The 25588-nt window shown below is 68.3% G+C and carries 24 protein-coding genes; 5 read left to right on the top strand and 19 right to left on the bottom strand.

The window, feature by feature from the left end; all coding sequences use genetic code 11:
* Positions 1 to 58 precede the first annotated feature (58 nt).
* The gene (locus AB4Z48_RS07955) at positions 59 to 388 is read right to left on the bottom strand and encodes a hypothetical protein (protein WP_441613365.1); all 330 of its coding nucleotides are present in this window, start codon (positions 386 to 388) and stop codon (positions 59 to 61) included.
* Between the two features lie 104 nt (positions 389 to 492).
* Between AB4Z48_RS07955 and AB4Z48_RS07950 the strand changes: the two genes are divergently transcribed.
* From AB4Z48_RS07950 to AB4Z48_RS07940, 3 genes are all read left to right on the top strand, one after another.
* Positions 493 to 1452 carry a LysR family transcriptional regulator gene (locus AB4Z48_RS07950; RefSeq protein ID WP_441613364.1) on the top strand — a complete coding sequence of 320 codons (960 nt, stop codon included), beginning with the start codon at positions 493 to 495 and terminating at the stop codon, positions 1450 to 1452.
* 98 nt (positions 1453 to 1550) lie between these two features.
* Complete coding sequence (locus tag AB4Z48_RS07945; protein ID WP_441613363.1) at positions 1551 to 2201, top strand: hypothetical protein; 651 nt, start codon at positions 1551 to 1553, stop codon at positions 2199 to 2201.
* Between the two features lie 143 nt (positions 2202 to 2344).
* Complete coding sequence (locus AB4Z48_RS07940) at positions 2345 to 2743, top strand: hypothetical protein (protein WP_441613362.1); 399 nt, start codon at positions 2345 to 2347, stop codon at positions 2741 to 2743.
* Positions 2744 to 2928: 185 nt separating this feature from the next.
* On the opposite strand, the gene clpB is transcribed toward AB4Z48_RS07940, so the two are convergent.
* From clpB to AB4Z48_RS07885, 11 genes are all read right to left on the bottom strand, one after another.
* The gene (clpB, locus tag AB4Z48_RS07935; protein ID WP_441613361.1) at positions 2929 to 5520 is read right to left on the bottom strand and encodes an ATP-dependent chaperone ClpB; all 2592 of its coding nucleotides are present in this window, start codon (positions 5518 to 5520) and stop codon (positions 2929 to 2931) included.
* A gap of 208 nt (positions 5521 to 5728) precedes the next feature.
* Positions 5729 to 6640: a MaoC/PaaZ C-terminal domain-containing protein gene (locus AB4Z48_RS07930; RefSeq protein WP_441613360.1), complete on the bottom strand. Its 912-nt coding sequence runs from the start codon at positions 6638 to 6640 to the stop codon at positions 5729 to 5731.
* On the bottom strand, positions 6640 to 8796 hold the full coding sequence (locus tag AB4Z48_RS07925; RefSeq protein WP_441613570.1) for a D-(-)-3-hydroxybutyrate oligomer hydrolase: 2157 nt from the start codon (positions 8794 to 8796) through the stop codon (positions 6640 to 6642). Before AB4Z48_RS07925 ends, AB4Z48_RS07930 begins: the two co-directional genes overlap by 1 nt.
* Positions 8797 to 8917: 121 nt before the next feature.
* Positions 8918 to 10477: an acyl-CoA synthetase gene (locus AB4Z48_RS07920; RefSeq protein WP_441613359.1), complete on the bottom strand. Its 1560-nt coding sequence runs from the start codon at positions 10475 to 10477 to the stop codon at positions 8918 to 8920.
* 44 nt (positions 10478 to 10521) lie between these two features.
* Positions 10522 to 11598, bottom strand: coding sequence for a branched-chain amino acid ABC transporter permease (locus tag AB4Z48_RS07915; protein ID WP_441613358.1), 1077 nt, complete (start codon positions 11596 to 11598; stop codon positions 10522 to 10524).
* A 17-nt stretch (positions 11599 to 11615) separates the two neighbouring features.
* Positions 11616 to 12647, bottom strand: coding sequence for a branched-chain amino acid ABC transporter permease (locus AB4Z48_RS07910; protein ID WP_441613357.1), 1032 nt, complete (start codon positions 12645 to 12647; stop codon positions 11616 to 11618).
* A gap of 155 nt (positions 12648 to 12802) precedes the next feature.
* Positions 12803 to 13540, bottom strand: a complete 738-nt coding sequence (locus AB4Z48_RS07905) for an ABC transporter ATP-binding protein (RefSeq protein ID WP_441613356.1) — start codon at positions 13538 to 13540, stop codon at positions 12803 to 12805.
* Positions 13533 to 14372 carry an ABC transporter ATP-binding protein gene (locus AB4Z48_RS07900; RefSeq protein WP_441613569.1) on the bottom strand — a complete coding sequence of 280 codons (840 nt, stop codon included), beginning with the start codon at positions 14370 to 14372 and terminating at the stop codon, positions 13533 to 13535. Before AB4Z48_RS07900 ends, AB4Z48_RS07905 begins: the two co-directional genes overlap by 8 nt.
* Before the next feature lie 14 nt (positions 14373 to 14386).
* Positions 14387 to 15571 carry a substrate-binding domain-containing protein gene (locus AB4Z48_RS07895; protein WP_441613355.1) on the bottom strand — a complete coding sequence of 395 codons (1185 nt, stop codon included), beginning with the start codon at positions 15569 to 15571 and terminating at the stop codon, positions 14387 to 14389.
* Positions 15572 to 15738: 167 nt separating this feature from the next.
* The gene (locus AB4Z48_RS07890; protein WP_441613353.1) at positions 15739 to 16518 is read right to left on the bottom strand and encodes an enoyl-CoA hydratase/isomerase family protein; all 780 of its coding nucleotides are present in this window, start codon (positions 16516 to 16518) and stop codon (positions 15739 to 15741) included.
* Positions 16515 to 17120 carry a TetR/AcrR family transcriptional regulator gene (locus AB4Z48_RS07885; protein WP_441613352.1) on the bottom strand — a complete coding sequence of 202 codons (606 nt, stop codon included), beginning with the start codon at positions 17118 to 17120 and terminating at the stop codon, positions 16515 to 16517. Before AB4Z48_RS07885 ends, AB4Z48_RS07890 begins: the two co-directional genes overlap by 4 nt.
* 151 nt (positions 17121 to 17271) lie before the next feature.
* On the opposite strand from AB4Z48_RS07885, the gene AB4Z48_RS07880 reads away from it, so the two are divergent.
* On the top strand, positions 17272 to 18168 hold the full coding sequence (locus AB4Z48_RS07880; protein WP_441613351.1) for an alpha/beta fold hydrolase: 897 nt from the start codon (positions 17272 to 17274) through the stop codon (positions 18166 to 18168).
* Positions 18169 to 18187: 19 nt separating this feature from the next.
* On the opposite strand, the gene crcB is transcribed toward AB4Z48_RS07880, so the two are convergent.
* From crcB to AB4Z48_RS07845, 7 genes are all read right to left on the bottom strand, one after another.
* Positions 18188 to 18568, bottom strand: a complete 381-nt coding sequence (gene crcB / locus AB4Z48_RS07875; RefSeq protein WP_441613350.1) for a fluoride efflux transporter CrcB — start codon at positions 18566 to 18568, stop codon at positions 18188 to 18190.
* A complete protein-coding gene (gene moaE / locus AB4Z48_RS07870; RefSeq protein WP_441613349.1) occupies positions 18568 to 19095 on the bottom strand; it encodes a molybdopterin synthase catalytic subunit MoaE in 528 nt (175 codons plus the stop codon). Before moaE ends, crcB begins: the two co-directional genes overlap by 1 nt.
* A gap of 1 nt (position 19096) precedes the next feature.
* Positions 19097 to 19354, bottom strand: a complete 258-nt coding sequence (gene moaD / locus AB4Z48_RS07865; RefSeq protein ID WP_441613348.1) for a molybdopterin converting factor subunit 1 — start codon at positions 19352 to 19354, stop codon at positions 19097 to 19099.
* Positions 19355 to 19368: 14 nt separating this feature from the next.
* Complete coding sequence (locus tag AB4Z48_RS07860; protein WP_441613347.1) at positions 19369 to 20610, bottom strand: molybdopterin molybdotransferase MoeA; 1242 nt, start codon at positions 20608 to 20610, stop codon at positions 19369 to 19371.
* Between the two features lie 170 nt (positions 20611 to 20780).
* The gene (thrC, locus tag AB4Z48_RS07855; RefSeq protein ID WP_441613346.1) at positions 20781 to 22226 is read right to left on the bottom strand and encodes a threonine synthase; all 1446 of its coding nucleotides are present in this window, start codon (positions 22224 to 22226) and stop codon (positions 20781 to 20783) included.
* Between the two features lie 7 nt (positions 22227 to 22233).
* Positions 22234 to 23544, bottom strand: a complete 1311-nt coding sequence (locus tag AB4Z48_RS07850) for a homoserine dehydrogenase (protein ID WP_441613345.1) — start codon at positions 23542 to 23544, stop codon at positions 22234 to 22236.
* A gap of 50 nt (positions 23545 to 23594) precedes the next feature.
* Positions 23595 to 24827, bottom strand: coding sequence for a pyridoxal phosphate-dependent aminotransferase (locus AB4Z48_RS07845; protein WP_441613344.1), 1233 nt, complete (start codon positions 24825 to 24827; stop codon positions 23595 to 23597).
* 337 nt (positions 24828 to 25164) lie between these two features.
* On the opposite strand from AB4Z48_RS07845, the gene AB4Z48_RS07840 reads away from it, so the two are divergent.
* Complete coding sequence (locus AB4Z48_RS07840) at positions 25165 to 25545, top strand: Mth938-like domain-containing protein (protein WP_441613343.1); 381 nt, start codon at positions 25165 to 25167, stop codon at positions 25543 to 25545.
* Positions 25546 to 25588 lie beyond the last annotated feature (43 nt).

Here is a 25588-nt window from a genome sequence, read left to right as displayed (position 1 = left end):
GGATCGGGGCCAGTGTCCGGTTCTGGTGTCCGGCTCTGGCGTTTTGGTGTTCGGTTGTTCAGTCCGGGCGGTCCGGGCGGTCCGGCGGGTTCGCGGCCGGCCCGCACGCCGAGGCCGGCAGGCGCGGCTCGCGCAAGGCCGCCCTGCCCCTGGCGGTCAGGTGCACGATGGCCTGCGCGCGCGGCAGGCCCGGGCGCAGGTCGAGCCCCACCAGGCCGGCCGCGGTGGCGTCTTCCCACGCGCTCAGCCGCGGACAGGATGTGCGCCAGGCGTCCATGGTGTCCTCGAAGGTGCGGGGGCCGGCCTCCACCCACGCGAGGAATTCCAGCAGATTGCCGGACCAGGCTGGCGCGACGACGCTTTCGCCCGGGTTGCTGTCTTGTTCCATCGCTGCGCTCCGCCGTCTCGCCTGACACGCCGACAGCATAGGCGCGAACTGCTATGATTTCCAATGCATCTTTAGTACAAACCCCATACCTTGAGAGTATTGCAATGATCGAACTGCGCCGGCTGCGGGCCTTCGTCGTCCTTGCCGAGGAAGGGCATGTCACCCGGGCCGCCGAGCGCCTGGGCATGCAGCAGCCGCCGCTGACACGCCTGCTGCGCGGGCTGGAGGAGGAACTGGGCGTGGTGCTGATGCGCCGCCTGCCGCGCGGCGTGCGGCCCACCGAGGCCGGGCTGGCGCTGCTGGAGGAAGCGCGCGCGGTGCTGGCACGCGCCGCGGGCGTGGCGGACGCGGTGCGCCGCGCGGCGGCCGGCGAACAGGGCCGGCTGGCGGTCGGCTTCACCAGCTCGGCCGCCCTGCATCCCTTCGTGCCCGCCGCGCTGCGCCGCTTCCGGGAGGCCGTGCCAGGCGTGGCCGTGACGCTGGAAGAAGCCGGCACCAGCGAACTGGTCGACGCGCTCCTGCATGAGCGGCTCGACGCGGCTTTCGTGCGCTCGCCGGTCGGCAGTACCGCCGGCCTGCTGCTCGACGCGGTGCTGGAGGAGCCGATGCTGGCCGCACTGCCCGCGGCGCATCCGCTCGCGGCGGATGCCACGCCGCTCCCGCTTGCGGCCCTCGCGCACGAGCCTTTCATCCTCTATCGCCGTCCGGCCGGACCCGGCTTGTACGACGCCATCCTGGGCGCATGCCGCGAAGCCGGCTTCAGCCCGCTGGTAGCGCAGGAAGCGCCGCGCCTGCCGGCCACGCTGAGCCTGGTCGCGGCGGGCCTCGGCGTGTCGGTGGTGCCGGCGTCGATGCGGCGGCTGGGCGGCGAGGACATTGTCTATCGCGCGCTGGCGGATCACCCGCCGCTGAGCGCGCCCCTGCACCTGGCCATGCGTGACGACGGCCTCTGCGCCGCGGCCGCGCGATTCCGCGCACTGGTGCGCGACATCGCCGGCGCGCAATGCGGCGACGACCCCAGGCCGCTCCCCCGCGCGGCGCCCAAACCCGGCATAATCGGCTGAAACTCCAGCGCGGGCCGACGCGATCATGAACCACCGGGTCATTCTCATCTGCGTCATCGGCGCGGCCGCCGCGGCCGCCCTGGTTGCCAGCGCCGCTCGTGCCGCGGATCCGCCCGCACCTGCCGGCACAATCGCCACTGCGCCCGGCTGACACGCCGGCGAGCGGGCCGCGCAGGCCTGAAGCGGAACAGCCGGCCCTGGTCATCGAGCAGCGCCCGCTGCCGCCGCAGCAACTGTTCCCGCCCACCTACGAAGAAGCCATGACCGCGCTCGTGCGCGCGCTCGACATCGATGCGCTGCTGGCTTCCGGGCTGAAACTGGCCTTTGCAAAGCTCCCCGCGAAGATCGGCCCGATACCGAAGGAGCGCTACGTGGAATGCACGCGCACCAAGCTTTCCGCGCAGATCATCGAGACCGCCGTCAGGCCCGCGCTCGATGCGGAGATCGGCGATGCCGACCTGGCGACCAGCCTGGCACGCCTGCTCAACTCGCCGGTCGGGCAGAAGACCAGGCAGGCCGCACTGGCGGGCCTGGCACTGCGCGACGCGGGCATCACGGGTGCGGACGCGCTCGAATTCAATCGGTATATGGAGAACGCCGCCCTGAAAGCCTTCCTGGAAAACGGCGGGCTGCGCCGCGTGAAGAATGCCGTTTCCCGGACGCTGGATGCGGAGGGCAAGCGCGCGGCCAACGCTTGCGCCAGGGAACTGGTGCCCTTGTACCGGCTGCGCAACGAGCGCTCGGCGTGAATGGTCGCGGCGGCCGAATGTCGCGGCGGGCAGAGGCACGCGCCGGCGGGCGGCCTCGTGAAATACCGTTACAGTTGTATCCCCCCCTGGGCTCGCGGCAGGACTAAAGTCAGGTCACGGCTATTGCATGACGAGGACAAAAAATGAAGCAAGGTTTCTGCTACGCGCTGGGTATCGGAGCGCTGGCCTGGGCGGTCTCCCAGCCTGCGCTGGCACGTGTCGATGTCGACCTGAACATCGGCGTGCCCGCGCCGGTGGTCGTGGCGCCGGCACCGGTCTATGTCCCGGCGCCGGTCTATGCGCCGCCCCCGGCCCCGGTCTACGGGCCGCCTCCGGGCTACGGGCCGCCGCCCGGCTATGGTCCGCCTCCGGCCGTGGCCTACCCGGCGCCGCCGGTGGTCTATGGACCGGCACCCGTGGTGGTCGCGCCGGGGCCCGCGATCGTGATCGGCTGGCACGGCGACAGGTACTGGGACGGTGGCCGCTGGTGGGCGCGCCGCGACTGGTACGCGTATCACCATCAGCACGGGTACCATCGCTGAGCGGGCCGCGCTGCTGTTGCGCTGTTGCGCTGTCACGACATCGGCACCTGGCCCAGGCAGCAAATCGTTAGTTCTTATTACAAAGAAAAACCGCCCCATGCAGGGCGGTTTTTCTGTTTGGGCAACACCTTGCCTCAAGGGATGCGGCCGCCAGGCGGCCGGCACCCTTGCCGGCATCCCGGACCTCACTCCACCTTGGCGGCGCCGAGGGTGAACTCACCATCGCGGTAGTCCACCGGCACCACGTCCTTGGCGGCAAACCGGCCTTCCAGGATGGCGCGCGCCACCGGATTCTCGATCTGCTGCTGGATCGCGCGCTTGAGCGGACGCGCGCCGAACACCGGGTCGTAGCCTGCGCTGGCGATCTTGGCGACCGCCGCCTCGCTGACTTCGAGCGCCATGTCCATGCGTGCCAGCCGTGCCCGCAGCCGTTCGAGCTGGATGCGTGCGATCGACTCGATATGCTGCTGGTCGAGCGAGTGGAACACCACCACCTCGTCGATCCGGTTGAGGAACTCGGGGCGGAAATGGGTCTTCACTTCCTGCCATACCGCGCCCTTGACCGCCTCGTGCGGCTCGCCGGACATCGCCTGGATGATCTGCGAACCGAGGTTCGAGGTCATCACGATCACGGTGTTCTTGAAGTCCACCGTGCGGCCCTGCCCGTCGGTCAGGCGGCCGTCGTCCAGCACCTGCAGCAGCACGTTGAAGACGTCCGGGTGGGCCTTCTCGACTTCGTCGAGCAGCACCACGCTGTACGGCTTGCGGCGCACCGCCTCGGTCAGGTAGCCGCCCTCTTCGTAGCCCACGTATCCCGGCGGCGCGCCGATCAGCCGGCTCACGCTGTGCTTCTCCATGAATTCGCTCATGTCGATGCGGATCAGGTGGTCCTGCGAATCGAACAGGAACTCCGCCAGCGCCTTGCACAGCTCGGTCTTGCCCACGCCGGTGGGGCCGAGGAACAGGAACGAGCCATAGGGCTTGTTCTCGTCGGCCAGGCCGGCACGCGAGCGGCGGATGGCGTCGGACACCAGGCGCACGGCCTCGTCCTGCCCCACCACGCGGCGGTGCAGGTAGTCCTCCATCTTGATCAGCTTCTCGCGCTCGCCCTGCATCATGCGCGAGACCGGGATGCCGGTCGCGCGGCTGACCACCTCGGCGATTTCCTCGGCGCCGACCTGCGTGCGCAGCAGCTTGTTGGGCTGCTTCTGCTCGCTGGCTTCGGCCACCGTGGCGGCCTTGAGCTTGCCTTCGAGCTCGGGCAGCTTGCCGTACTGCAGCTCGGCCACCTTGTCGAGCTTGCCTTCGCGCTGCAGGCGCGTGATCTCCAGGCGGATCTTGTCGATCTCTTCCTTGAGCGCGGCCGCGCCCTGGGCGGCACCCTTCTCGGCCTTCCAGATTTCCTCGAGATCGGCGTACTCCTTCTCCAGGCGCGTGATTTCCTGCTCGATCAGCTCGAGCCGCTTCTTCGAGGCCTCGTCGGTCTCCCGCTTGACGGCCTCGCGCTCGATCTTGAGCTGGATGGTGCGGCGCTCGAGCTTGTCCATCACCTCGGGCTTGGAGTCGATCTCCATCTTGATGCGCGCGCCGGCCTCGTCGATCAGGTCGATGGCCTTGTCCGGCAGGAAGCGGTCGGTGATGTAGCGGTGCGACAGCTCCGCCGCGGCGACGATGGCCGGGTCGGTGATCTCCACGCCGTGGTGCAGTTCGTACTTCTCCTGCAGCCCGCGCAGGATGGCGATGGTGGCCTCCACGCTCGGCTCGTCGACCAGCACCTTCTGGAAGCGGCGCTCCAGCGCGGCGTCCTTTTCGATGTACTTGCGATACTCGTCCAGCGTGGTGGCGCCGATGCAGTGCAGCTCGCCGCGCGCCAGCGCGGGCTTGAGCATATTGCCGGCGTCGATGGCGCCCTCGGCCTTGCCCGCGCCCACCATGGTATGGATCTCATCGATGAAGACGATGGTCTGGCCTTCGTCCTTGGCGATGTCCGACAGCACGGCCTTGAGGCGTTCCTCGAACTCGCCGCGGTACTTGGCGCCGGCCAGCAGGCCGGCCATGTCGAGCACCAGCACGCGCTTGTTCTTCAGGCTCTCGGGCACTTCGCCGTTGACGATGCGCTGGGCCAGGCCTTCCACGATGGCGGTCTTGCCCACGCCCGGCTCGCCGATCAGCACGGGATTGTTCTTGGTGCGGCGCTGCAGGATCTGGATGGCGCGGCGGATCTCGTCGTCGCGGCCGATGACCGGGTCGAGCTTGCCGATGCGGGCACGCTCGGTGAGGTCCACGGTGTACTTCTTGAGCGCTTCGCGCTGGGTTTCCGCATCGGCGCTGTTGACGGCATCGCCGCCGCGCACGGTCTCGATGGCGGATTCCAGCGACTTGCGCGACAGGCCGTTCTCGCGCGCGACGCGGCCGGCCTCGCCCTTGTCGTCGGCCACGGCGAGCAGGAACAGTTCGCTGGCGATGAACTGGTCGCCGCGCTTGATGGCTTCCTTCTCGGTCGCATTGAACAGCGCGTTGAGTTCGCGCCCAACCTGGACTTCGCTGTTGCCCTGGATCTGCGGCAGGCGCTTGATGGCGGCGTCGAGCGCGGTGGTCAGGCCATTCACGTTGACCCCGGCGCGCGCCAGCAGGCCGCGCGCGGCACCGTCATTCTGCGCCAGCAGGGCGCGCAAGACGTGCAGCGGATCGATGTATTGGTTGTCGTTGCCGATGGCCAGGCTTTGCGCATCTGCCAGCGCTTCCTGGAATCGGGTAGTCAGTTTGTCTAGTCGCATTTAGGATGCCCTCTTTCTCGGATGCGTGTCCTGATGCGGGAGGCGGGGCGGATGCGCCCCGGCCTGCCGATCCCCCTGGGGTCCGGACACTGGATGTCTTTCCGAAAGATAAGGCTCAGCGCCGACTTTTCAAGGGCCGGCGGCCCGTTTTTGGGGCACCGGGGTGTGGCGCGGGAGATACTCCGTCGCGCGTGCCCGGAGGGCCTCCTCAGGCTGCGACCGGCGCCCGCTTGTCCTCCAGGTTGCGCACCAGCACCAGCGCTTCGCCGGCCAGCACCACGCGACCGTCGTCGCCCGAGATCACAGTGGCCAGGTTGACCAGATCCTTGTCGCCGCGCAGGCGCACGATGCGCACCGAGGCGGTCAGCTGCTCGCCCAGCCGCGCCGGCGAGCGCAGCCGCAGCGACTGCTTCATCCAGCCGGTGCCCCGGCCCGGCAGGCGGGTGCCAAGCAGGTCGGAGAACATCCCGGCCAGCAATGGCAGCGGCACGATGGCGCCGCCGAAGCCCCGGCTGCGGGCAAACACCGGATCGGTGTAGAAGCGATTGCCGTCGTCGGTCAGGGATACGTACTCGTCGATATCCGCGGCACTGAAGGTACGTATCGCCGACGCCTCCTGGCCCATGCTGAGATGGTAGAGCGTGCCGTCGCCGGCGACGGCGGACTGTACGGCATCGTCCCCATCATGGCGCTGGGCCTCGGCCAGCGCGGCGGCCGTGGCGTCGACCAGCAGGACGGCGTCGCCCTGTGCCGTAACCTGCTCATCGGACTCGGGCGTGCGCGCACGCCCGCGCTGCACGCAGCGGATCTCGGTATCCAGGGCAATCCGGTCGCGCCCCGGCGTGTCGTCGAGCACCAGCACGGCCGCCACGCCGTCGCCGACGAAGGTGGGCCGCGGGAACATCAGCGTCTGCCCGATCGGCAGCACGGGACGCGGGTTGCTGCGCCGCATCTGGGCGCACAGCAACGAGAACAGCAGCATGCCGTGCGCCACCGTGGCGCCGAAATGCGTGGTGCTGGCGAACGCCGGGTCGCAGTGGATGGGATTGTCGTCGCGCGAGAGCCGGGCGAAGCGATCGAAGTCCTCCTGCGTCAGGATGCGCGGGCTGGATGCCTTCATCAGTTGGGTACCTCTACGGTGCCGCCGGTGACCGTGATCCGGTCGGCATTGGCCGGGACGGCGGCGAACGGCGGCAGATTGGTGGGCAGGATGGTGGGCGCGGGAGAGAGGGTGCCGCCACGCGCGACGGTGCGCACGACCTGCGACGGCGGCAGCGCAGTGCCGGCGGTGAGGTTGGCGTACACCGCATCCAGCGCACGGTTCAGGTAGACGTGCAGCGGGATGAAGCGGTTGTCATAGCCGGCCACCGCGCCGATGAAGCTATCGAAGTGCTGGCCGTTGGTCACCTCGATATAGGACAGCTTGCTGGCGCCGCCCTCCTGCAGGTTGTTGTAGCCAAGGTAGGGCCGCGAGGTGTGGTTGACCGGCAGCAAGGCGTCACTGCGGCCATGCACGATGATGGCCGGCTTGCCGTGCAGGTTGCCCGAGCGCAGCGTCTGCGCCAGGCCCGCCTGCAGCGCCTGGGACTGGGCATCGGCGCCGCTGAGCAGCCCGCGCAGGCAGCGCGCGCCGTCGAGGTTGGCGTCGGCCACGCCGTTGCCGGGCGACTTGGAATAGATGTCGCGCAGCGGGCCGCCCGGGTTGTTGTCGTTGATCAGTTGCACGCCGGCCGCGGGTGGCACGCCGTTGCCGGTCGCGTACAGGATATTGAGCACCTCGGGCGCGATGACCGCCGGCGTCAGCACCGCCGTGCCGGTGGCGGCGAAGCTCAAGCCGCACAGGCGGTCCGTCACGCTGGCCCGCGCAAGCGCATTGGCGAAGGTCACCGAAACCGCATTGGCCACTTCGAACAGGGCCAGCGAGGGATGGAGCACGTCCGACTCGGCCTCCCAGCCCGCGTCGTGCAGCGCCTGCAGCGCGTTGGCGGCCTGGGTGGCGGTGTCGGGGCCGGTGATGATGCCTGCGCTGACCAGCGACTGGCAGCGGTTGAGCGCCGGCTGGGCCAGCGCCACGGCAGGCAGGCCGTACAGGCTCACGGCCGGCGCGTTCACCAGTGCCACCGCCTGCGACGTGCACAGCTGCAGCAGGTTGGCCGTGGTGGTGTAGTCGTAGAGCGTGCGGCCCGACGCAAGGACCGGCGCGCCGCCGCGCGTGACGGTCACGCCAGTGACGGCGGGCAGGTTGAGGTTGGGCTCGCCCACGGCCACGCCGTCGATCAGGCCCTGGGTGTCCTGCTCGGCCGCCGCAATGGCTGCGCCGCCGCCGTTGGAGACGCTCGACGCGATCACCACCACCGTCTCAGGGGCGAACGAGCGCTCGCGCGTGCCGTCGGAGGCCACCGTGCCGAAGCGGTCGTTGAGCGCCCACAGGGCAAACTGCGCGGCCTGCAACGTGAAGGCGCCCCAGTCCTTTTCGGGATTGCGCTGCGAATGCGCATGCTTGAACGCCAGGCGGTGCGGCGCGAGCGCGTTGAACGCGGCCAGGGTGGTGGTCGGGAACGGCGCGGCGAACTGCGCATTGGCGCCGGCGGTGCTGCGCGGTGCGCGCGTGCCGTCGATCAGCGGCACGGTATCGGTATCCAGGTCGTGCGGTGCAGCACCGGTGCCTTTGTCGGTGTAGGCCACCGCGCAACCGCGCTTGAGCGCCCATTCGCCGGTGGAGATGGCGCCATAGACGCCGCGCGAGCCGGACGAGGTGGCGGTGATCAGGCAGGGCTTGGCGACGTTGAAGCTGTCGGGGATCTGCACCAGCATCGTGACGTTCTGCTTGCCGCTGCCGTCGTCCGAGAACGCCAGGTACTCGCGCCCCGCCACCTTGCCCTGGCTGGCGGTGACGTTGCCCTGGGCGTCCACGTTGGGGCCGTACAGCGAGCCGAAGCCGCCGCCCGTGGTGGTATCCACCAGCGCGCGGTAGTTGGTGTAGATGGCATAGCGGCGCAGTTCGACCGCAGTGGGCGCCGCCGGGTTCAGCGGCAACGGCGCGGTGGCCGATGCCAGGCCGTCCTTGCCGAGGCCGGCGGTCAGCAGGTCGTCGGTGTTGCCGTCGTAGCTCTTGATGGTCACCGTGCCGATATTGACCGGCTTGATATTGGGATTGCCGTTGCCGCTGTTGTTATTGTTGCCGCCACCGCACGCGGCCAGCAGAAGGCCGGCCGCGCCGGCCAGCGCGAGCCGCGCCCGCGTTGCGCTCCAGACTGGCCGAACGGTACCACCGATACTCACTGCAAACTCGCGCCACATATCGTGCCCCTTTTTGCATGCTTGCTTGATCGGATAACGCATTACGCCAACTGCTTTCCCAATACTGCAACCCCTTGCCGCGCGAGCCCCTGGCCGCTCAGGACGGCGCGAAGCGCGCGCGCAGCTTGTGCTTCTCCACCTTGCCGGACGGGGTGCGCGGCAGCGCCTCGATCAAGCGCACGTGCCGCGGCACCTTGTATCCGGCCAGCGTGGCGCGGCAATGCGCGAGCAGCGCCTCGGCATCGAGCGCCTGGCCGGGCCGGGCCACTACCAGCGCCATGCCGACCTCGCCCCAGCGCGCGTCCGGCACGCCGATGACAGCGGCCTCGGCCACCGCGGCGAGCTGGAACAGCGCGTTCTCCACTTCGGCAGGATAGACGTTCTCCCCGCCGGAGATAAACATGTCCTTGGCGCGGTCGATGATGTAGTAGTCGCCCTCTTCATCCATATAGGCGATGTCGCCCGAGTACAGCCAGCCGTCGCGGATGGCGGCAGCCGTGGCCTGCGGCAGGTTCCAGTAGCCGGGTGTGACGCCGGGGCCCTTGATCAGCAGCTCGCCGCGTTCGCCGGGCGCCACGTCGTAGCCGAGCGGGTCCACCACGCGCGTGAGCATCGAGCCTACCGGCTTGCCGATGGTGCCGATCTTGCGGCGCGCGGTGGCCTCGTCGCAGACGAATACGGTGGGCCCGGTCTCGGTCATGCCGAAGCCGAAGCAGATCGTCACGCCCTTGGCGAGGTAGGCCTCCAGCAGCGGGCGCGGCACCGGCGAGCCGCCGGCGGACATATTGCGCACGCGCGAGAAATCCGCCGCGGCGAAGCCCGCGTGCTGGCTCAGGAAGAGGTAGACCGCGGGCACCGCGAAGAACATCGTGATGCCCGCCCCCGCGTGCGTGCCGGCGGCCGCATCGAGCTTGCGCAGGGTCACCGCGGCATCGAACTGCCGCATGATGTGCACGGTGCCGCCGGCATGCAGCACCGGGTTGGCGTAGAGGTTGAGCCCGCCGGTGTGGAAGAACGGCAGCACGTTCAGGAACACGTCGTCGCGCGTGATCTTGTTGGCCAGCATGGCGTTCACGGCATTGAAGAAAACCATGCCGTAGGTCTGGATCACGCCCTTGGGCCGGCCGGTGGTGCCGGAGGTGTAGAGCAGGTGCCAGATTTCGTGTTCGTCGCGGCAGGGCATCTCGATGACGCGGCCGGACGCGCGCGCCAGCACCGTCTCGTACTCGGTCCAACCGCCGGGCACGTCCGCGCTTTCGTCGTCGGCCATATGCAGCACGGCGCGCAGCGGCATGGCGCGGCTCAGGGCGATGGCGGTGGCGAGAAAGCCGTCGCCGGCGACCAGCACCTCGGGCGAACAATCCTCCAGGATGGGCAGCAGCTCGGCCTCGGGCAGGCGCCAGTTCAGGCAGACCATCACCATGCCCGCCTTGGCGCAGCCATACAGCATTTCGAGGTAATCCGAGCTGTTGTGCGCCAGCACCGCCACGCGGGCGCCGGGCGCCAGCCGCAGATGCTCGCCGAGATACTCGGCAAAGCGGCTGGCGCGCTCGTCGAACCGGCGGTACGTCACCGTGCGGCCGCTCTGCACGTCGACCAGCGCGATCTTGTCCGGGGTGTGCCGGGCGTTCTTGTGCAGCCAGTCGACGACGTACATGTGCAGGGTCTCCCGTTGTCTTTTATCTTGCGCGCAGTACCAGTCTAGGAGGCTACCTCGTGTTCGGCCCGGTCGCCGCGCAGGCGGCCGACGATGCCCTGCGGGAAGTAATACACGCTGAGGATGAACAGCAGCCCCAGCCACAGCAGCCAGCGATCCGGGTGCAACAGGCCGGACAGCAGCGGGATCGCCGCGGTGCCGTCGCTGGCCAGCTTCATCACGTCCTGCAGGTAGGTCTGCGCCACCAGGAACAGCGTGGTGCCGATGATAGCGCCGTACAGCGTGCCCATGCCACCGATCACCACGATCAGCAGGATATCCACCATGATCTCGAACGACAGCGAGGTGTCCGGACCGTTGTAGCGCAGCCAGAGCGCCATCAGCACGCCGGCCAGCGTGGCGAAGGCGGCCGACAGCACGGTGGATACGGTGCGGTAGACCACGGTGCGGTAGCCGATCGCCTCGGCCCGGAAGTCGTTTTCGCGGATGGCCTGCAGCACGCGCCCGAACGGCGAGTTCACCACGCGCAGCAGCAACAGGAACAAGGCCAGCGCGCCGGCGAACACGAAGTAGTAGGAGAACAGCTTGCCGTTGAGCGGCACGCCGAACCACTCGGCGTCTCCCAGCGTGAAGCCCGGCGTGAAGATCTCGGGCACCTTGAAGGTGATGCCGTCCTCGCCGCCGGTCCACTCGGACAGCTGCGATACCAGCGTGGCAAAGGCGGTGGCCACGGCCAGCGTGATCATGGCGAAGAAGATCGCCCTCACCCGCAGCGAGAACAGCCCGATCAGGAAAGCCAGCGCCATCGACACCAGCAGCGCGCCCACGGTGCCGAGCGCCAGCGCGCCCCAGCCCGGCTCGAGCCGCGACATGGCGATCGCCACGCCGTAGCCGCCGATGCCGAAGAACATGGTGTGGGCGAAGGAGACGATGCCGGTATAGCCGAGCAGCAGGTCGTAGCTGGCCACCAGCACCACGAAGACACAGATCTTGGCCGCCATGTTGAGCGCGCGCGCGCCGGGGAACAGGAACGGCGCGCAGGCCAGCGCTAGCAGCATCGCCACCAGGATGACGGTCAGCACGCGGCTGCGCGGCAGGTCGCCGGAAAGGAGTCGGGTCATCGCATTTTCCTCGGGGCTCAGCGCCTGGCTACCGGATACAGTCCCTGCGGACGCCACAGCAGGATCATCACCATCAGCAGGATGTTGGAGAACAGCGCCAGCTTGGGGAACAGAAAACCAGTGTAGTTGGCCATCAGCCCCACCAGCAATGCGCCGACGAAACAGCCGGTGGTCGAGCCGAGCCCGCCGATGATGATGACGATGAAGATCAGCACGTTGACCTGCGCGCCGATCGACGCCGTGATGTTCTGCTGGTACAGCCCCCACAGCACGCCGCCCATGCCGGCCAGGCCGGCACCGACCACGAACACGCCGATGAACAGCAGGCGGATGCGGTAGCCGAGCGACTCCACCATCTCGCGGTTCTCCACGCCCGCGCGGATCAGCAGGCCGATGCGCGTGCGGTTGAGCACCAGCAGCATGGCGATGAAGACCGCCAGGCCGAGCACCACTGCGATCAGGCGATATTTCTCGATGGCGGCGTCGCCCAGCAGCACCGCGCCGCGGAAGGTGGTGGGCACCTGCAGCGCGATGGTCTCCGCGCCCCAGATGGCCTTGATCAGCTGCTCGGCCACGATCATGCCGCCCATGGTGATCAGGATCTGCTTGAGATGCTGCCCGTACACCGGACGCACTACCACGCGCTCGAACAGGAAGCCGACAATGCCCGCCGCGACCATCGCCGCCACGATGGCCAGGCCGAACACCGCAAGATTGAGCGCCAGGCTGTCGGCCTCGACCCAGCCGCCCAGCGGCAGCAACACCGATGCCGCCACATAGGCGCCGAGCGCGATGAAGGCGCCGTGGCCGAAGTTGAGCACGTCCATCAGGCCGAACACCAGCGTCAGGCCGGACGACACCACGAACACGATCATGCCCATGGCCAGGCCGGCGATGGTCAGCGTCAGCCAGGTCGAGCCGCTGCCCACCAGGGGATAGGCCAGCAGCATCAGCAGCGGCGCCAGCGCCAGCGGGGTCCAGTCGAGGCGGACCTTGGGCAGGTCCGCCGGCGCGGCCGGCGTGGTGGGTAAGGTGCTTGTACTCGCCATTGTCTCGGTCCCGATCTCTACGTTCTGGCATGAAGCCGGCAATGGGCCGCCGCCTCTCACGCTGCTATTGTCCGCGCCCCGCTTGAAGTGCCCCGCTTGACACGGTTGCTCTCCCCTGCCCCGCTCCCGCAGGCGGGAGCGCGGACAGGAAAAGCCTACTGATGCGCCGCCAGCGACAAGCCCAGCAGGCGTTGCTGCAGCGCATCGTCATCCGCCAGCGCCGCCATGCTGCCGGTGTGCACCACGCGGCCGTCGTCCATCACCGCCACCGTATCGCCCACCGACTTGGCCATGTGGAAGTTCTGCTCCACCAGCAGGATCGAGACGTCGGTCTGCTTGAGCTCGCGGAACACCGTGATCATGTTCTGGATGATGGCCGGCGCCAGGCCCTTGGTGGGCTCGTCGACGATCAGCAGCTTGCGCGGCTCGATGATCGCGCGCGCCACCGACAGCATCTGCTTCTGGCCGCCGGAGAGCACGCCGGCGCGCTGGTGCCAGAAGATCTTCAGCGCCGGAAACATGCGGAACACCCATTCCAGGCGTTGCGTGTCGATGGCGCCGCTGCGCGCGGCCAGGCGCATGTTTTCCGCCACGGTCAGTTCGGCGAACACGCTCATGTTTTCCGGCACGTAGGCAATGCCGGCCTGCGCCACGCGCGGGGTGCCCCGGCGCGTGATGTCGGCGCCGTCGAAATCGATGCGCCCCTCGCCGGCCTGCCACAGGTTCATGATGGTGCGCAGCGTGGTGGTCTTGCCGGCGCCGTTGCGTCCCAGCAGCATGGTCACGCCGCCGCGCGGCACCGCGAAGCTCACGCCGTGCAGGATGTGGTACGGGCCGATATGCGTGTGTACGCCATCCAGGCTCAGGATGGGAGATGCCGCCTGCTCAGCCATGGCTGCCCTCCTGCGCGGGTGCCATCTCGTCGCCCTGCGCGCCGGCGATGCCGAGATAGGCCTGCTGCACGATCGGCGAGGCGATCACCTCGGCAGGGTCGCCGTCGGCCATCAGGTTGCCGTTGTGCAGCACGATGATGCGGTCGGCCAGCGAACGCACCACGTCCATCTTGTGTTCCACCAGCAGCACGGTCTTGCTCCTGTCGCGCCGGATCTCCTGGATCAGGTCGAGGATCACCGGCACCTCGTCCACGCTCATGCCGGCGGTGGGTTCGTCGAACATGAAGATGCGCGGCTGCAATGCCAGCAGGATGCCCACTTCGAGCTTGCGCTGGTCGCCGTGCGGCAGCGAGGCCACCGGCACATGGCGCTTGTCGGCCATGGCCACGCGCTCCAGGCAGGACTCGGCCTCTGCACGCACGGCGCGGTTGCCGCTCCACACCGACCACAGGTCCAGCCCCACGCGCTGGCGCGCCTGTACCGCCAGCCGCACGTTCTCGAACACCGACAGGTTCGGGAACAGGCTGGTCAGCTGGAAGGCGCGGCCGATGCCGCGCCGTGCCTTGTGCGGCACCGGCAGGCGGGTCACGTCCTCGCCACCCAGCAGGATCTGGCCGGCGCTGGGCGGCAGTTGCCCGGAGATCAGGTTGAAGTACGTGGTCTTGCCCGCGCCATTGGGACCGACGATGCAGGTCAGCTCGCCGGGGCGGAATGCGCATGACACCGCATTCACGGCCACATGGCCGCCAAAGCGGATGGTGAGGTCGCGCGTCTCCAGCGCGGGCGGCCCTGCCGCCGCGCGCTGCAGCGCTGCCGAAGTGCCGGCGGAAATGGCGCCCACCGTCATCACCGCTTGTTGCGGACCGGCACGCTCATCTCCTCGGGCTTGATCTCGCGGACCAGCTCGGGCACGCCCCACGCGAACGCCGGATCGACCTTGATCTTGAAGTGATACATGGACTGCAGGGCCTGGTGGTCCTCCTTGCGGAAGGTCATCTTCCCCTTGGGCGTCTCGAACGACATTCCCTCCATCGCACCGATCAGCTTTTCCGTACCGGTGTCGCCGTTGGTCTTCTTGAGCGCCTCGACCAGCGCGATGCCGGCCGCCATGCCGCCTGCGGTGAAGAAGTCGGGCGGGGTCTTGAACTTGCTGTAGTGGTTGGAGACCAGCCACTCGTTGGCCTTGTTCTTGGGAATGCCGAAGTAGTAGTAGGTCGCGCCTTCCATGCCCGGGAAGTTCTTGTAGCTGGTCATGGCCGGCAGGATGTTGCCGCCGGTGGCGATCTCGATGCCGTAGCGCTTGGGATCGAGGTCGGCGATCTTGAACGGGTTGCCGGCACCGGCCCAGATGATGAAGATGACCTTGCGGCCCGGCTTGTCCTTGAGCGAGTCGAACAGGCGCTGCGCGCCGGCGGTGAAGTCCGTGGTGTTGGTGGGCAGGTATTCCTCGTGGACGATCTTGGCGTTCTTGAGCGCGCCCTTGAAGGCCTTCACGCCGTCGCGGCCGAAGGCGTAGTCCTGTGCCAGCGTGGCGATCTGCACGCCGGGCTTGTCCAGCGCCACCGCGTTGGAGATGGCGTCCTGCGAGGAATTGCGGCCGGTGCGGAAGATATAGCGGTTCCACTTCTCGCCGGTGATCGAATCCGCCACGGCGGGCTCGACCAGCAGGATCTTCTTGTACTCCTCGGCCACCGGCAGCATCGCCAGCGCCGTGCCCGAGGAGGTCGGGCCGACGGCGATGTCGGCGCGGTCGTCGCTATAGGCGGCGGCCAGCTGCGCCTTGGCCACGTCGGGCTTGCCCTGGGTGTCCTTCTCCAGCACCACCAGCTTGTTGCCATTGACCGCCATGGTGCCGTTGGTGGCGTACTCCAGGCCCATCATCAGCCCGGTCTGGGTCTGCTTGGCATAAGCTTCGAGCGCGCCGGTCTTGTCGTAGACGTGGGCGATGCGGATGTCCTTGGCCTGGACGCCGACGGCGGCCAGCAGGCCGGCCAGGGCGAGCGCGCCGGCGGCTTGGTGCTTGCGTTGCATTCCTGTCTCCTCTTTGGATGTTTCTTCTTGTTGCTGGTGCGGATCGGGCTGCCGACCGACGATCGGCGACGGTATTGCCTGACGTTACAGCTTGTTCTTCTGCTTCTTGCCTTGCGGTGCTTTCAGCTTGTTGCTTGCTGCTTGCTGCATTCCTGCGCGCGTGCCGCTCAGCACGGGGTCGTGGCACCGAGGAAGCGGCGCATGCCGGCCGCGGCCTCGGCGCTGGCGATCTGCGCCACGAAGGCCGCGCGCTCGCGCTCCAGGCCGTGCGCCAGCGCCTCCGGGTCCCAGCGCAGCAGCGCGCGCGTGTGCGCCACGCTGCCGGCGACCTTGTCCTTCAGTGCGGCCGCCAGCGACAGCGCGCAGGCCTCGGCCTGGCCACCAGGCGCCAGGTGCGTCGCGATGCCGAGCGCCGCGGCCTGGCTGGCGGTCAGCGTGGTGTTCTCGAGCTGGATCGCACGCGCCCGGGCGTGGCCGATCATCTGCGGCAGCATCGCCGTCCAGCCGCCGTCGGGACTGAAGCCCACCACGGTGTAGTACGGCGCGATGCGCGCGCCCTCGCCGAGCACCGTCATGTCGCAGGCCAGCGCCAGGCCCAGCGCGCCGCCGGTGAGCCAGCCCTCCACTGCCGCGATGACCGGGCAGCGCAACGCCGCCAGGCGCAGGATGCACGTATTGAGCAAACCCAGCAGGCGCTGGGCGTAGGCCTCGAGCGCCGTGCGCTGCGCCGCATGGGCGGCGAAGGCGGCCACGTCGCCGCCCGTGGAAAACGAGCGGCCGGCATGCCCCAGCACCACCGCGCGGACATCGGCATCGGCCTCCACGCGCTCAAGCGCGGCCAGCAATTGCTCCAGCAACTCCGGCACCAGGCTGTTGTGGCGGACGGCGCGGTTGAGCCGCACCACGGCCGTGCCGCCGACGCGCTCGACCAGCACCAGCGCGCTCATCGCGCCTCCAGGCCGTGGGAAATCATGTCGAAGGCGGTATCGACCACCTTGTCCATCGACGCCGGACGTTTCCACAGCGCGTAGCGCATGCCGAGGAAGTTGCTGATGCCGATCAGGCACCAGGCGCGCACCTCGGCATCGCCCGGCGAGATCTGGCCCTGCTCTTCGGCCTTGCCCAGGCGCCGGCTGTAGACGTCGGCGAAAACCTGGAAATAGCTGCTGTAGATGGTTTCGTCCACCGAATAGGAATCCAGCACGATGCGGTACAGGTTCTTGTGGCGCGAGACGAAGGAGAGAAAGGCCTTGAGGCCGAGCCGCTCGGCTTCGATCTGCGTCTGCGCCGGCCCGACGTGCTTGCGCAGGTGGGCGCGCACCAGTTCCAGCATGTGCTGCACTAGCGCCCGGAAGATGTCTTCCTTGTCCTTGAAGTAGAGGTAGAAGGTGCCCATCGCCACCTCGGCCTCCTGCGTGATCTCGGAGATCGACGCCACGTAGTAGCCCTTCTCCCCGAACACCTTCTCGGCGGCGCGCAGCAGCGCCTCGCGGGTCTTCTGGCCGCGCGCGGTCTTGGGCTGGCTTGCGCCGGATTCGGTCAGGGACATCAGAGCTCCGGGATCATGAAACATGATAGCTGATTCATGTTTCATGATATAAACGTGGCAATCCGAATGTCAATACATCGCTTTCCCGAAGCCAGAGCCTGCCACGGCCGCGGGTTCGAGACAAGCCAGCTCAACGACCGGGAACTCGCCCTTGGATGATTCGCGCACGGCGTTGCTCGCCCATCCTGCCGCATCGGCCCCGCCCGACTTCGACGTCCATCCGGCCCGCGGCGGCCTGCCGGGCTGGCGGGAGGCGGGCAACGGCCCGGCGCTGCTGCTGCTGCACGGCTGGTCGCTGTCGGGCGAAGCCTTCGACGGCCAGCGCGCGCTGGCGCAGGCGGGCCTGCGGGTGATCGCGCCGGACCACGCCGGACATGGCCTGTCTGCTGCGCTGCCGCAAGCAGCCCGGGCCACGGTGGCGCGGCTGGCGGCGGACGTGGCGGCGCTGGTCCGCCACCTGGGCCTGCGCGAGGTGACGGTGGCGGGATGGTCGATGGGTGCGATGGCGGCGTGGGAGTTGCTGCGCAGCCATGCCGCGCTGCCGCTGGCGGCGGTCGGCGCCATCGATATGACGCCGTGCCTGGTAACGGGCCCGGACTGGCAGCACGGCCTGCACGGGCGCTACGACACGACCCTGGCCGCGCAGATGGCCGCGCGCGTGCGGCAGGACTGGCCCGCGACGGCCGCTTTGGTGCGAGATGGACTGTGGGCAGCGGGCAGCCAGCCCGATCTGGCGCGGGCCACCTGGCTGGAGGCCGTCATGGGGCAATGCGCACCGCAAGCGCTGGCCTCATTGTGGGAGGACATGGCCCGCAGGGACTACCGGCAGACCCTGGCGCAGACCGGCGTGCCGCTGTTCCACCTGTATGGAGAGCGCAGCCGCCTCTATGCGCCGGCCGTCGGCCAGGCCACGCAGGCCCTGCAACCGGCCGCGCGGCTGGCCATCGTGCCGGGGACGGGCCATGCGCCGCATATGGAGCGGCCGGAAGCATTCAACACGGCCCTGCTGGCGATGCTGTCCGGCGCGGCCGCAGGCTGGCGCCCGTGACGATGCGCCGGCAGGACGCTCAGGCCAGCAGGCGGTAGGTCCACAGGCCAAGCACGGTCAGCGCCAGCGAGCCGCCGAGGTGCAGCAGCAGATGTACCACGGCCCAGCCATAGTCGCCGGCCATCAGGTTGGCCACGACCTCGCTGGAGAAGGTGGAGAAGGTGGTCAGTCCGCCGAGAAAACCGGTCACTGCCAGCAGCCGCCATTCGGCCGGCAGTCCGGCATGCGAATCGAAAAATCCCACGGCAAGGCCGATCAGGTAGCCGCCCACCAGGTTGGCGGCCAGCGTGCCGTAGGGCAGCGCGGGGTTGACCGCATTCCACATGACCGAGAACAGCCAGCGCAGCCACGCGCCCGCCGCGGCGCCGACACCCACCGCGACAAATCCGAGCGGGCCCATCAGTTCCCGGCTTCCTGATCTTGCCGCTGCGCGTCGGGCGCGCCGGTGGCCGCCTCCCCGCTGGCATTGAGCGAGCGAATGCCCCAGCGCTGCAATGCAGCCTCGTCGGTGACCCGCGCGTCGACCCAGCGCGCGCCCTCCGGGGTCTGCTCCTTCTTCCAGAACGGCGCCTCGGACTTGAGGTAGTCCATGATGAATTCGCAGGCGGCGAAGGCGTTGCCGCGGTGCGCCGAGGCCACCGCCACCAGCACGATCTGGTCCAGCGGCAGTAAGGGCCCGACCCGGTGCACGATGGTGACGCCGAGCAGCGCCCAGCGCTCCCGGGCCACCGCCTCGATGCGGGCCAGCGCCTTCTCGGTCATGCCCGGATAGTGCTCCAGCTCCATCGCGCTGACCGCAGCGCCGTCGCTGACATCGCGCACCGTGCCGATGAAGCTGGCCACCGCGCCCACGCCCGGCTGGTCCTGGCGCAATGCCGCCACCTCGGCGCCCAGGTCGAAATCCTCGCGCTGTACCTTGACGCTCATCTCAGCCTCCCGTGACCGGCGGAAAGAAGGCCACTTCGCAGCCTTCGGCCAGCACGCTGCCAGGACTCGCCACGTCGTGGTCAACCGCCATGCGCAGCGCACGGCCTTCCGCCAGCACCTCGGCCCAGGCGCCGCCGCGCTGGCCGAGCCATTGGCGCAACTCGCCCACGGTGGCCACCGTGGCTGGTACTTCGACACGTTCCTGCCCCAGGCCCAGTTGCTCGCGCACGCTGGCAAAGAAGCGCAGTTCGATCTTCATGGCAGCCGCTCTCCTCAACCCACCAGTCCATCGAAGGCGATGTACTGCACGGTGTCGCCGCGCGCGATCGACTGGCCCGGCGGGTTGTCGACCAGGCCGTCGCCCCACACGGTGGAGGTCAGCACGCCCGAACTCTGGTTGGCGAACATCTCCAGCCCGCCGGCCTGGTTGATGCGCACGCGCAGGAATTCGTTGCGGCGGTCGCCCTTGGGCAGGTCGAAATCCGCGCGCAGCAGCAGGCGGCGCGGCATCACGTCCTGCACGCCCTGCAAGCGCAGGATGAAGGGACGCACGAACAGCAGGAAGGTCACGAAGCTGGACACCGGGTTGCCCGGCAGGCCCAGGAAGTAGACCGGGGCCTGCCCGTCGCGCGCGACCTCGCCAAAGGCCAGCGGCTTGCCCGGCTTGATGGCGATCTGCCACAGGTTGAGGCGCCCTTCGGCTTCCACCGCCGGCTTGATATGGTCTTCCTCGCCCACCGAGACGCCGCCCGACGTGATGATCAGGTCATGCCCGGCTGCGGCGCGCCGCAGCGTGTCGCGCGTGGCGGCCAGGGTGTCGGGCACGATGCCGAAATCGCTGACCTCGCAGCCGAGTTTTTCCAGCAGGCCGCGCAGCGTGAAACGGTTGGAGTTATAGATGGCGCCCGGCTTGAGCGGCTCGCCGGGCATGGCGAGCTCGTCGCCGGTGAAGAAGACGGCGACCTTGACGCGCCGCACCACGTCGAGTTCGGCCTGCCCCACCGAGGCCGCCAGGCCCAGCGCCTGCGGCGTCAGCCGCGTGCCGGCCGGCAGGATCACGCTGCCCGAGCGGATATCCTCGCCGGCGCGGCGTATCCATTCGCCGGGTTGCGGCGCATGGTTGACGATCACCTCGTCGCCCTCCGCCACGCATTGCTCCTGCATGACCACGGCGTCGGCACCCGGCGGGATCAGGCCGCCGGTGAAGATGCGCGCGGCGGTTCCGGCAGCCAGCGCCGTGCCGACATGGCCCGCGGGAATGCGCTGCGCCACGCGCAGGCGCGCCCCGGGCGCCGCCACGTCGGCGCTGCGCACGGCGTAGCCGTCCATCGAGGTGTTGTCCGCCGGGGGCACGTCCAGCGAGCTCGCCACGGGCGTGGCCAGCACGCGGCCATTGGCGTCCAGCGTGGCGATACGCTCGGCTTGCGCGAGCGGCGTGGCGCCGGCCAGCAGGGCTTCGAGGGCCTGGGCCATGGTCAGCATGGGGGGACGGGCTTGCGCGGCGGCTTGGGTCATGACGAAAGCGGTTAGGTGGGACGGCAACCCCACGGTCGCCCATGGGAAACGGCCCGCGTACCGCCCCCGGTACATGCGGGGCGATGCGCGGGCCGTGCGGTTCAGCTCGGCAGATCCGATTGTAGCGAGTTGCCGCCGCCCCGGCCAACGGGCCGGCGGCGGCATGGTCTTTACAAGCCGGTATGGCCGGCGATGAAGGCCTTGATCTTGCCGGCGTCGGCCGGCATGACCTCGAAACGCTGGGGCAGCTTTTCGATGCCGTCGAAGCTGGCCGGCCGCTCCGGCTCGTGGCCGAGCGCCTCGCGGATGGTGTCGGCGAACTTGGCCGGCAGCGCGGTTTCCAGCACGACCATCGGCACGCCGGGGGTGAGGTGCTCGCGCGCGACCTTGACGCCGTCGGCGGTGTGCGTATCGATGGTGATGCCGTAGCGTCCGGACAGGTCGCGGATGGTGGCGACGCGGTCCTCGTGGGTGCTGCGGCCCGAGACGAAGCCGAAGGCGCGGATGCGGTCGAATTCCGGCGTGCCGGCCAGGTCGAAGCCGCCCCTGGTGTCCACATCGCGGAACATCTCGGCCAGCTTGCCGGCATCGCGGCCGAGCAGGTCGAACACGAAGCGCTCGAAGTTCGAGGCCTTCGAGATGTCCATGCTCGGGCTGGAGGTGTGATACGTCTCGGCCGACTTGCGCACGCGGTAGGTGCCGGTGCGGAAGAACTCGTCGAGCACGTCGTTCTCGTTGGTGGCCACCACCAGCTTGTCGATCGGCAGGCCCATCATGCGCGCGATATGGCCGGCGCAGACATTGCCGAAATTGCCCGATGGCACGCAGAAGGAGACCTTCTGGCCCGGGCCGTCGGTGGCCAGCAGCCAGCCCTTGAAGTAGTACACCACCTGGGCCACCACGCGCGCCCAGTTGATCGAGTTGACCGTGCCGATCTTCTGGCGGGCCTTGTAGTCCAGGTCGTTCGACACGGCCTTGACGATGTCCTGGCAATCGTCGAACACGCCTTCGACCGCCAGGTTGAAGATGTTCGGGTCCTGCAGGCTGAACATCTGCGCGGTCTGGAACGCGCTCATCTTGCGGTGCGGGCTGAGCATGAACACCCGGATGCCTTGCTTGCCGCGCATCGCGTACTCGGCGGCGCTGCCGGTATCGCCGGAGGTGGCGCCGAGGATGTTCAGCTCCTGCCCGGCACGCGCAAGCGCGTACTCGAACAGGTTGCCGAGCAGCTGCATGGCCATGTCCTTGAAGGCCAGCGTGGGGCCGTTGGACAGGCCCAGCAGCTGCAGGGGAGTACCGCCCTCCTCACCCAGCGTGCGCAGCGGGGTGATGTCCGCGGTGTTGTCGCCGGGGCGGGCATTGCAGTACACCTCGGCGGTGTAGGTCTTGCGCGTGAGTGCGCGCAGGTCCTCGGCCGGGATGTCGTCGCAGAACTTCGACAGGACTTCGAAGGCGAGATCGGCGTACGACAGCTTGCGCCAGGCTTCGAGCTCGTCGGTGGTGACCTGCGGGTATTCCTGCGGCAGGTACAGGCCGCCGTCCGGCGCCAGGCCGCCCAGCAGGATCTCGGAGAAGGTTTGCGGCATCTCGTGGCCGCGCGTCGACTGGTATTTCATCGCTCGCTCAGTTCAGTTCTTCCATGCGCAGGCGCGTGACCGCGGACAGCACGGTGGGGAGTGCCTCGATCTTGGCGATGGCGGCATTGACCTGCTTCTCGCGCGTGAGGTGCGACAGCATGATGATGTCGGTCTGCGGCTCGCCCTCGCGCGATTCCTTCTGCAGCATGGCATCGATGGAGATGCCGGCGTCGGCCAGGATGCGGGTGATGTCGGCCAGCACGCCGGTCTCGTCCGCCACGCGCATGCGCAGGTAGTACGAGCTGGTGACTTCCTCGATCGGCAGCACCGGCACGCTGGAGAGTTCGTCCGGCTGGAACGCCAGGTGCGGCACGCGGTGCTCGGGGTCGGCGGTGTGCAGGCGGGTCACGTCGACCAGGTCGGCGATCACGGCCGAAGCGGTCGGCTCGGCGCCGGCGCCCTTGCCGTAGTACAGCGTGGCGCCGACGGCGTCGCCCTGCACCAGCACGGCGTTCATGGCGCCTTCCACATTGGCGATCAGGCGCTTGGTCGGCACCAGGGTCGGGTGCACGCGCAGCTCGATGCCGTTTTCGCGGCGGCGCGTCAGGCCCAGCAGCTTGATGCGGTAGCCCAGCTCTTCGGCATAGCGGATATCCACGGCCGACAGCTTGGTGATGCCTTCCACATAGGCCTTGTCGAACTGCACCGGCATGCCGAAGGCGATCGAGCTCATCAGCGTGATCTTGTGGGCGGCGTCGATGCCTTCGATGTCGAAGGTGGGATCGGCCTCGGCATAGCCCAGCGCCTGGGCTTGCTTGAGCACGGTGTCGAAGTCCAGGCCCTTGTCGCGCATCTCCGACAGGATGAAGTTGGTGGTGCCGTTGATGATGCCGGCGATCCACTCGATGCGGTTGGCGGTCAGGCCTTCGCGCAGCGCCTTGATGATGGGGATGCCGCCGGCCACCGCGGCTTCGAAGGCCACGATCACGCCCTTCTTGCGCGCGGCCTCGAAGATCTCGTTGCCGTGCACGGCCAGCAGCGCCTTGTTGGCGGTGACCACGTGCTTGCCGTTCTCGATGGCCTTGAGCACCAGCTCGCGCGCGATGCCGTAGCCGCCGATCAGTTCGATGACGATGTCGATCTCGGGACGGGTGACGACCTGGTGCGCGTCGGCCACCACCTCGACCTGCCCACCGGTCAGCTCGCGGGCGCGTTCGGTGTTGAGGTCGGCGACCATGGCGATCTCGATGCCGCGTCCTGCGCGGCGGCGGATTTCTTCCTGGTTGCGCTGCAACACGTTGAACGTGCCGCTACCGACGGTACCGATGCCAAGCAGGCCTACTTTGATGGGATTCATGGACGATCTGACTCAGAGTTGCGGAAAAATGAATTGCGCCGCGCGCCGGCTCAGGCCGCGAGGCCGTGGCGCTTGCGGTATGCCTCCAGGAAGCGGCCTACGCGGCCGATGGCCTCGCGCAGGTCTTCCTCGTGCGGCAGGAAAACGATCCGGAAGTGGTCCGGCTTGTCCCAGTTGAAGCCCGTGCCCTGTACCAGCAGCACCTTGGATTCCTGCAGCAGTTCGTAGATGAACTCCTGGTCGTCCTGGATCGGATACATCGACAGGTCGAGCTTCGGGAACAGGTATAGCGCGGCCTTGGGCTTGACGCAGGTGACACCCGGGATCTGCGTGATCAGCTCGTGCGCCAGGTCGCGCTGGCGGCGCAGGCGGCCGCCTTCGGCCACCAGGTCGTTGATGCTCTGGTAGCCGCCCAGCGCGGTCTGGATGGCCCACTGGCCGGGCACGTTGGCGCACAGGCGCATCGAGGACAGCATGTTGAGCCCCTCGATATAGTCCAGCGCCGGACGCTTGTCGCCCGACACGATCATCCAGCCGGCACGGTAGCCGCAGGAGCGGTAGTTCTTGGACAGGCCGTTGAAGGTCACCGTCAGCACGTCGGTCGACAAGGCGGCGATCGACGTGTGGGTGTGCCCGTCGTAGAGTACCTTGTCGTAGATCTCGTCGGCGAAGATGATCAGGCCGTGCTCGCGCGCGATCGTCACGATGCTCTTGAGCAGTTCGTCCGAATACAGCGCCCCGGTGGGGTTGTTCGGGTTGATGACGACAATGGCCTTGGTATTGGGCGTGATCTTGGCGCGGATGTCGTCGAGGTCGGGCATCCACTCGTTGGCCTCGTCGCATACGTAGTGGACCGGGGTACCGCCCGAGAGGCTCACCGCGGCGGTCCACAGCGGATAATCCGGCGCCGGCACCAGCACTTCGTCGCCGCTGTTGAGCAGCGCGTTCATCGACATCACGATCAGCTCCGAGGCGCCGTTGCCCACGTAGATGTCGTCCAGCCCCACGCCTTCGATGTTCTTCTGCTGCGTGTAGTGCATGATCGCCTTGCGCGCGGCGAAGATGCCCTTGGAATCCGAATAGCCCGCCGAATTGGGCAGGTTGCGCATCATGTCCTGCTGGATCTCTTCCGGCGCGTCGAAACCGAACACGGCCAGGTTGCCGATGTTCAGCTTGATGATCTTGTGTCCTTCCTCTTCCATCTGCTTGGCCTTCTCCAGCACCGGGCCGCGGATGTCGTAGCAAACATTGTTGAGCTTGTTGGATTTCTGGATCGGTTTCACGGCGATGTCGGCAGGAGGCAAGGGCCGCCGGGTGAACGGCGGCTGGCTAGAGAATCTGGGTGGGAAGGAGCGGTCCGCGAGCGCCTGTCCGCTGCAATGCAACGCAAAACGTGGCAGGCAGGGAGGCAAAAGCTATAATTTATCGGATTATGACAGACTTCGGCAGGGATTCTTGCATTGCAGCGTATGCCGCCGGCAGCCGCCGCGCGCGGCGCGGCCTGCCCTGCCGGCCGGCCTGCAGTACCCGCCCGCTGCCACCGACACTGCCCTCAACCCGCCCCGCGCGGCCCGGCCCCGCCGCCGCGCCCGCGCCGGCGCCGCCCCGAAAGGTTTCCCCTTGAAACTCCACGCTGACCAGCCCAATGCCCTCAATACGGTGACCGCCTACGGGCCCGGCTATATCGAAATCAACATGGTGCGCTACACGGACTCCGTGCTGGTCATGCCCGAAGGCGAGGTCCGGCCATGGCCGGTACGGCACTTCGAAGACCTCGAGCCGGCCCATTTCGAGGGGCTGCTCGAGCACGCACCCGAAGTGGTGCTGCTCGGCACCGGCAGCCGCCTGCGCTTCCCGCACCCGCGCCTGACCGCCTCGCTGGCGCGCCGGCATGTAGGGGTCGACGCCATGGACCTGCAGGCCGCATGCCGTACCTACAACATCCTGATGGCGGAAGGCCGCAAGGTGGCGGCCGTGCTGCTGCTCGAAGACCCGGCCTGAGGCCGGCCCGGCGCCATGCGCCCGCCCAGGGACGAAACGACAA

Source organism: Cupriavidus sp. 2TAF22, assembly GCF_052115045.1.
GTDB lineage: Bacteria > Pseudomonadota > Gammaproteobacteria > Burkholderiales > Burkholderiaceae > Cupriavidus.
The sequence above is the reverse complement of the archived record's forward strand: the minus strand, read 5'-3'. Positions and strand labels throughout refer to the sequence as shown.

What these genes read in the sequence shown, in the direction of transcription:
- clpB (WP_441613361.1), bottom strand. Translation starts at nt 5,520, where the DNA reads ATGCGACTAGACAAACTGACTACCCGATTCCAGGAAGCGCTGGCAGAT.
- AB4Z48_RS07915 (WP_441613358.1), bottom strand. Translation starts at nt 11,598, where the DNA reads ATGACCCGACTCCTTTCCGGCGACCTGCCGCGCAGCCGCGTGCTGACC.
- AB4Z48_RS07910 (WP_441613357.1), bottom strand. Translation starts at nt 12,647, where the DNA reads ATGGCGAGTACAAGCACCTTACCCACCACGCCGGCCGCGCCGGCGGAC.
- AB4Z48_RS07890 (WP_441613353.1), bottom strand. Translation starts at nt 16,518, where the DNA reads ATGAGCGCGCTGGTGCTGGTCGAGCGCGTCGGCGGCACGGCCGTGGTG.
- AB4Z48_RS07940 (WP_441613362.1), top strand. Translation starts at nt 2,345, where the DNA reads ATGAAGCAAGGTTTCTGCTACGCGCTGGGTATCGGAGCGCTGGCCTGG.
- AB4Z48_RS07950 (WP_441613364.1), top strand. Translation starts at nt 493, where the DNA reads ATGATCGAACTGCGCCGGCTGCGGGCCTTCGTCGTCCTTGCCGAGGAA.
- AB4Z48_RS07850 (WP_441613345.1), bottom strand. Translation starts at nt 23,544, where the DNA reads ATGAATCCCATCAAAGTAGGCCTGCTTGGCATCGGTACCGTCGGTAGC.
- thrC (WP_441613346.1), bottom strand. Translation starts at nt 22,226, where the DNA reads ATGAAATACCAGTCGACGCGCGGCCACGAGATGCCGCAAACCTTCTCC.
- moaD (WP_441613348.1), bottom strand. Translation starts at nt 19,354, where the DNA reads ATGAAGATCGAACTGCGCTTCTTTGCCAGCGTGCGCGAGCAACTGGGC.
- AB4Z48_RS07905 (WP_441613356.1), bottom strand. Translation starts at nt 13,540, where the DNA reads ATGGCTGAGCAGGCGGCATCTCCCATCCTGAGCCTGGATGGCGTACAC.
- AB4Z48_RS07895 (WP_441613355.1), bottom strand. Translation starts at nt 15,571, where the DNA reads ATGCAACGCAAGCACCAAGCCGCCGGCGCGCTCGCCCTGGCCGGCCTG.
- AB4Z48_RS07860 (WP_441613347.1), bottom strand. Translation starts at nt 20,610, where the DNA reads ATGACCCAAGCCGCCGCGCAAGCCCGTCCCCCCATGCTGACCATGGCC.
- crcB (WP_441613350.1), bottom strand. Translation starts at nt 18,568, where the DNA reads ATGGGCCCGCTCGGATTTGTCGCGGTGGGTGTCGGCGCCGCGGCGGGC.
- AB4Z48_RS07885 (WP_441613352.1), bottom strand. Translation starts at nt 17,120, where the DNA reads ATGTCCCTGACCGAATCCGGCGCAAGCCAGCCCAAGACCGCGCGCGGC.
- AB4Z48_RS07920 (WP_441613359.1), bottom strand. Translation starts at nt 10,477, where the DNA reads ATGTACGTCGTCGACTGGCTGCACAAGAACGCCCGGCACACCCCGGAC.
- moaE (WP_441613349.1), bottom strand. Translation starts at nt 19,095, where the DNA reads ATGAGCGTCAAGGTACAGCGCGAGGATTTCGACCTGGGCGCCGAGGTG.
- AB4Z48_RS07955 (WP_441613365.1), bottom strand. Translation starts at nt 388, where the DNA reads ATGGAACAAGACAGCAACCCGGGCGAAAGCGTCGTCGCGCCAGCCTGG.
- AB4Z48_RS07930 (WP_441613360.1), bottom strand. Translation starts at nt 6,640, where the DNA reads ATGAAGGCATCCAGCCCGCGCATCCTGACGCAGGAGGACTTCGATCGC.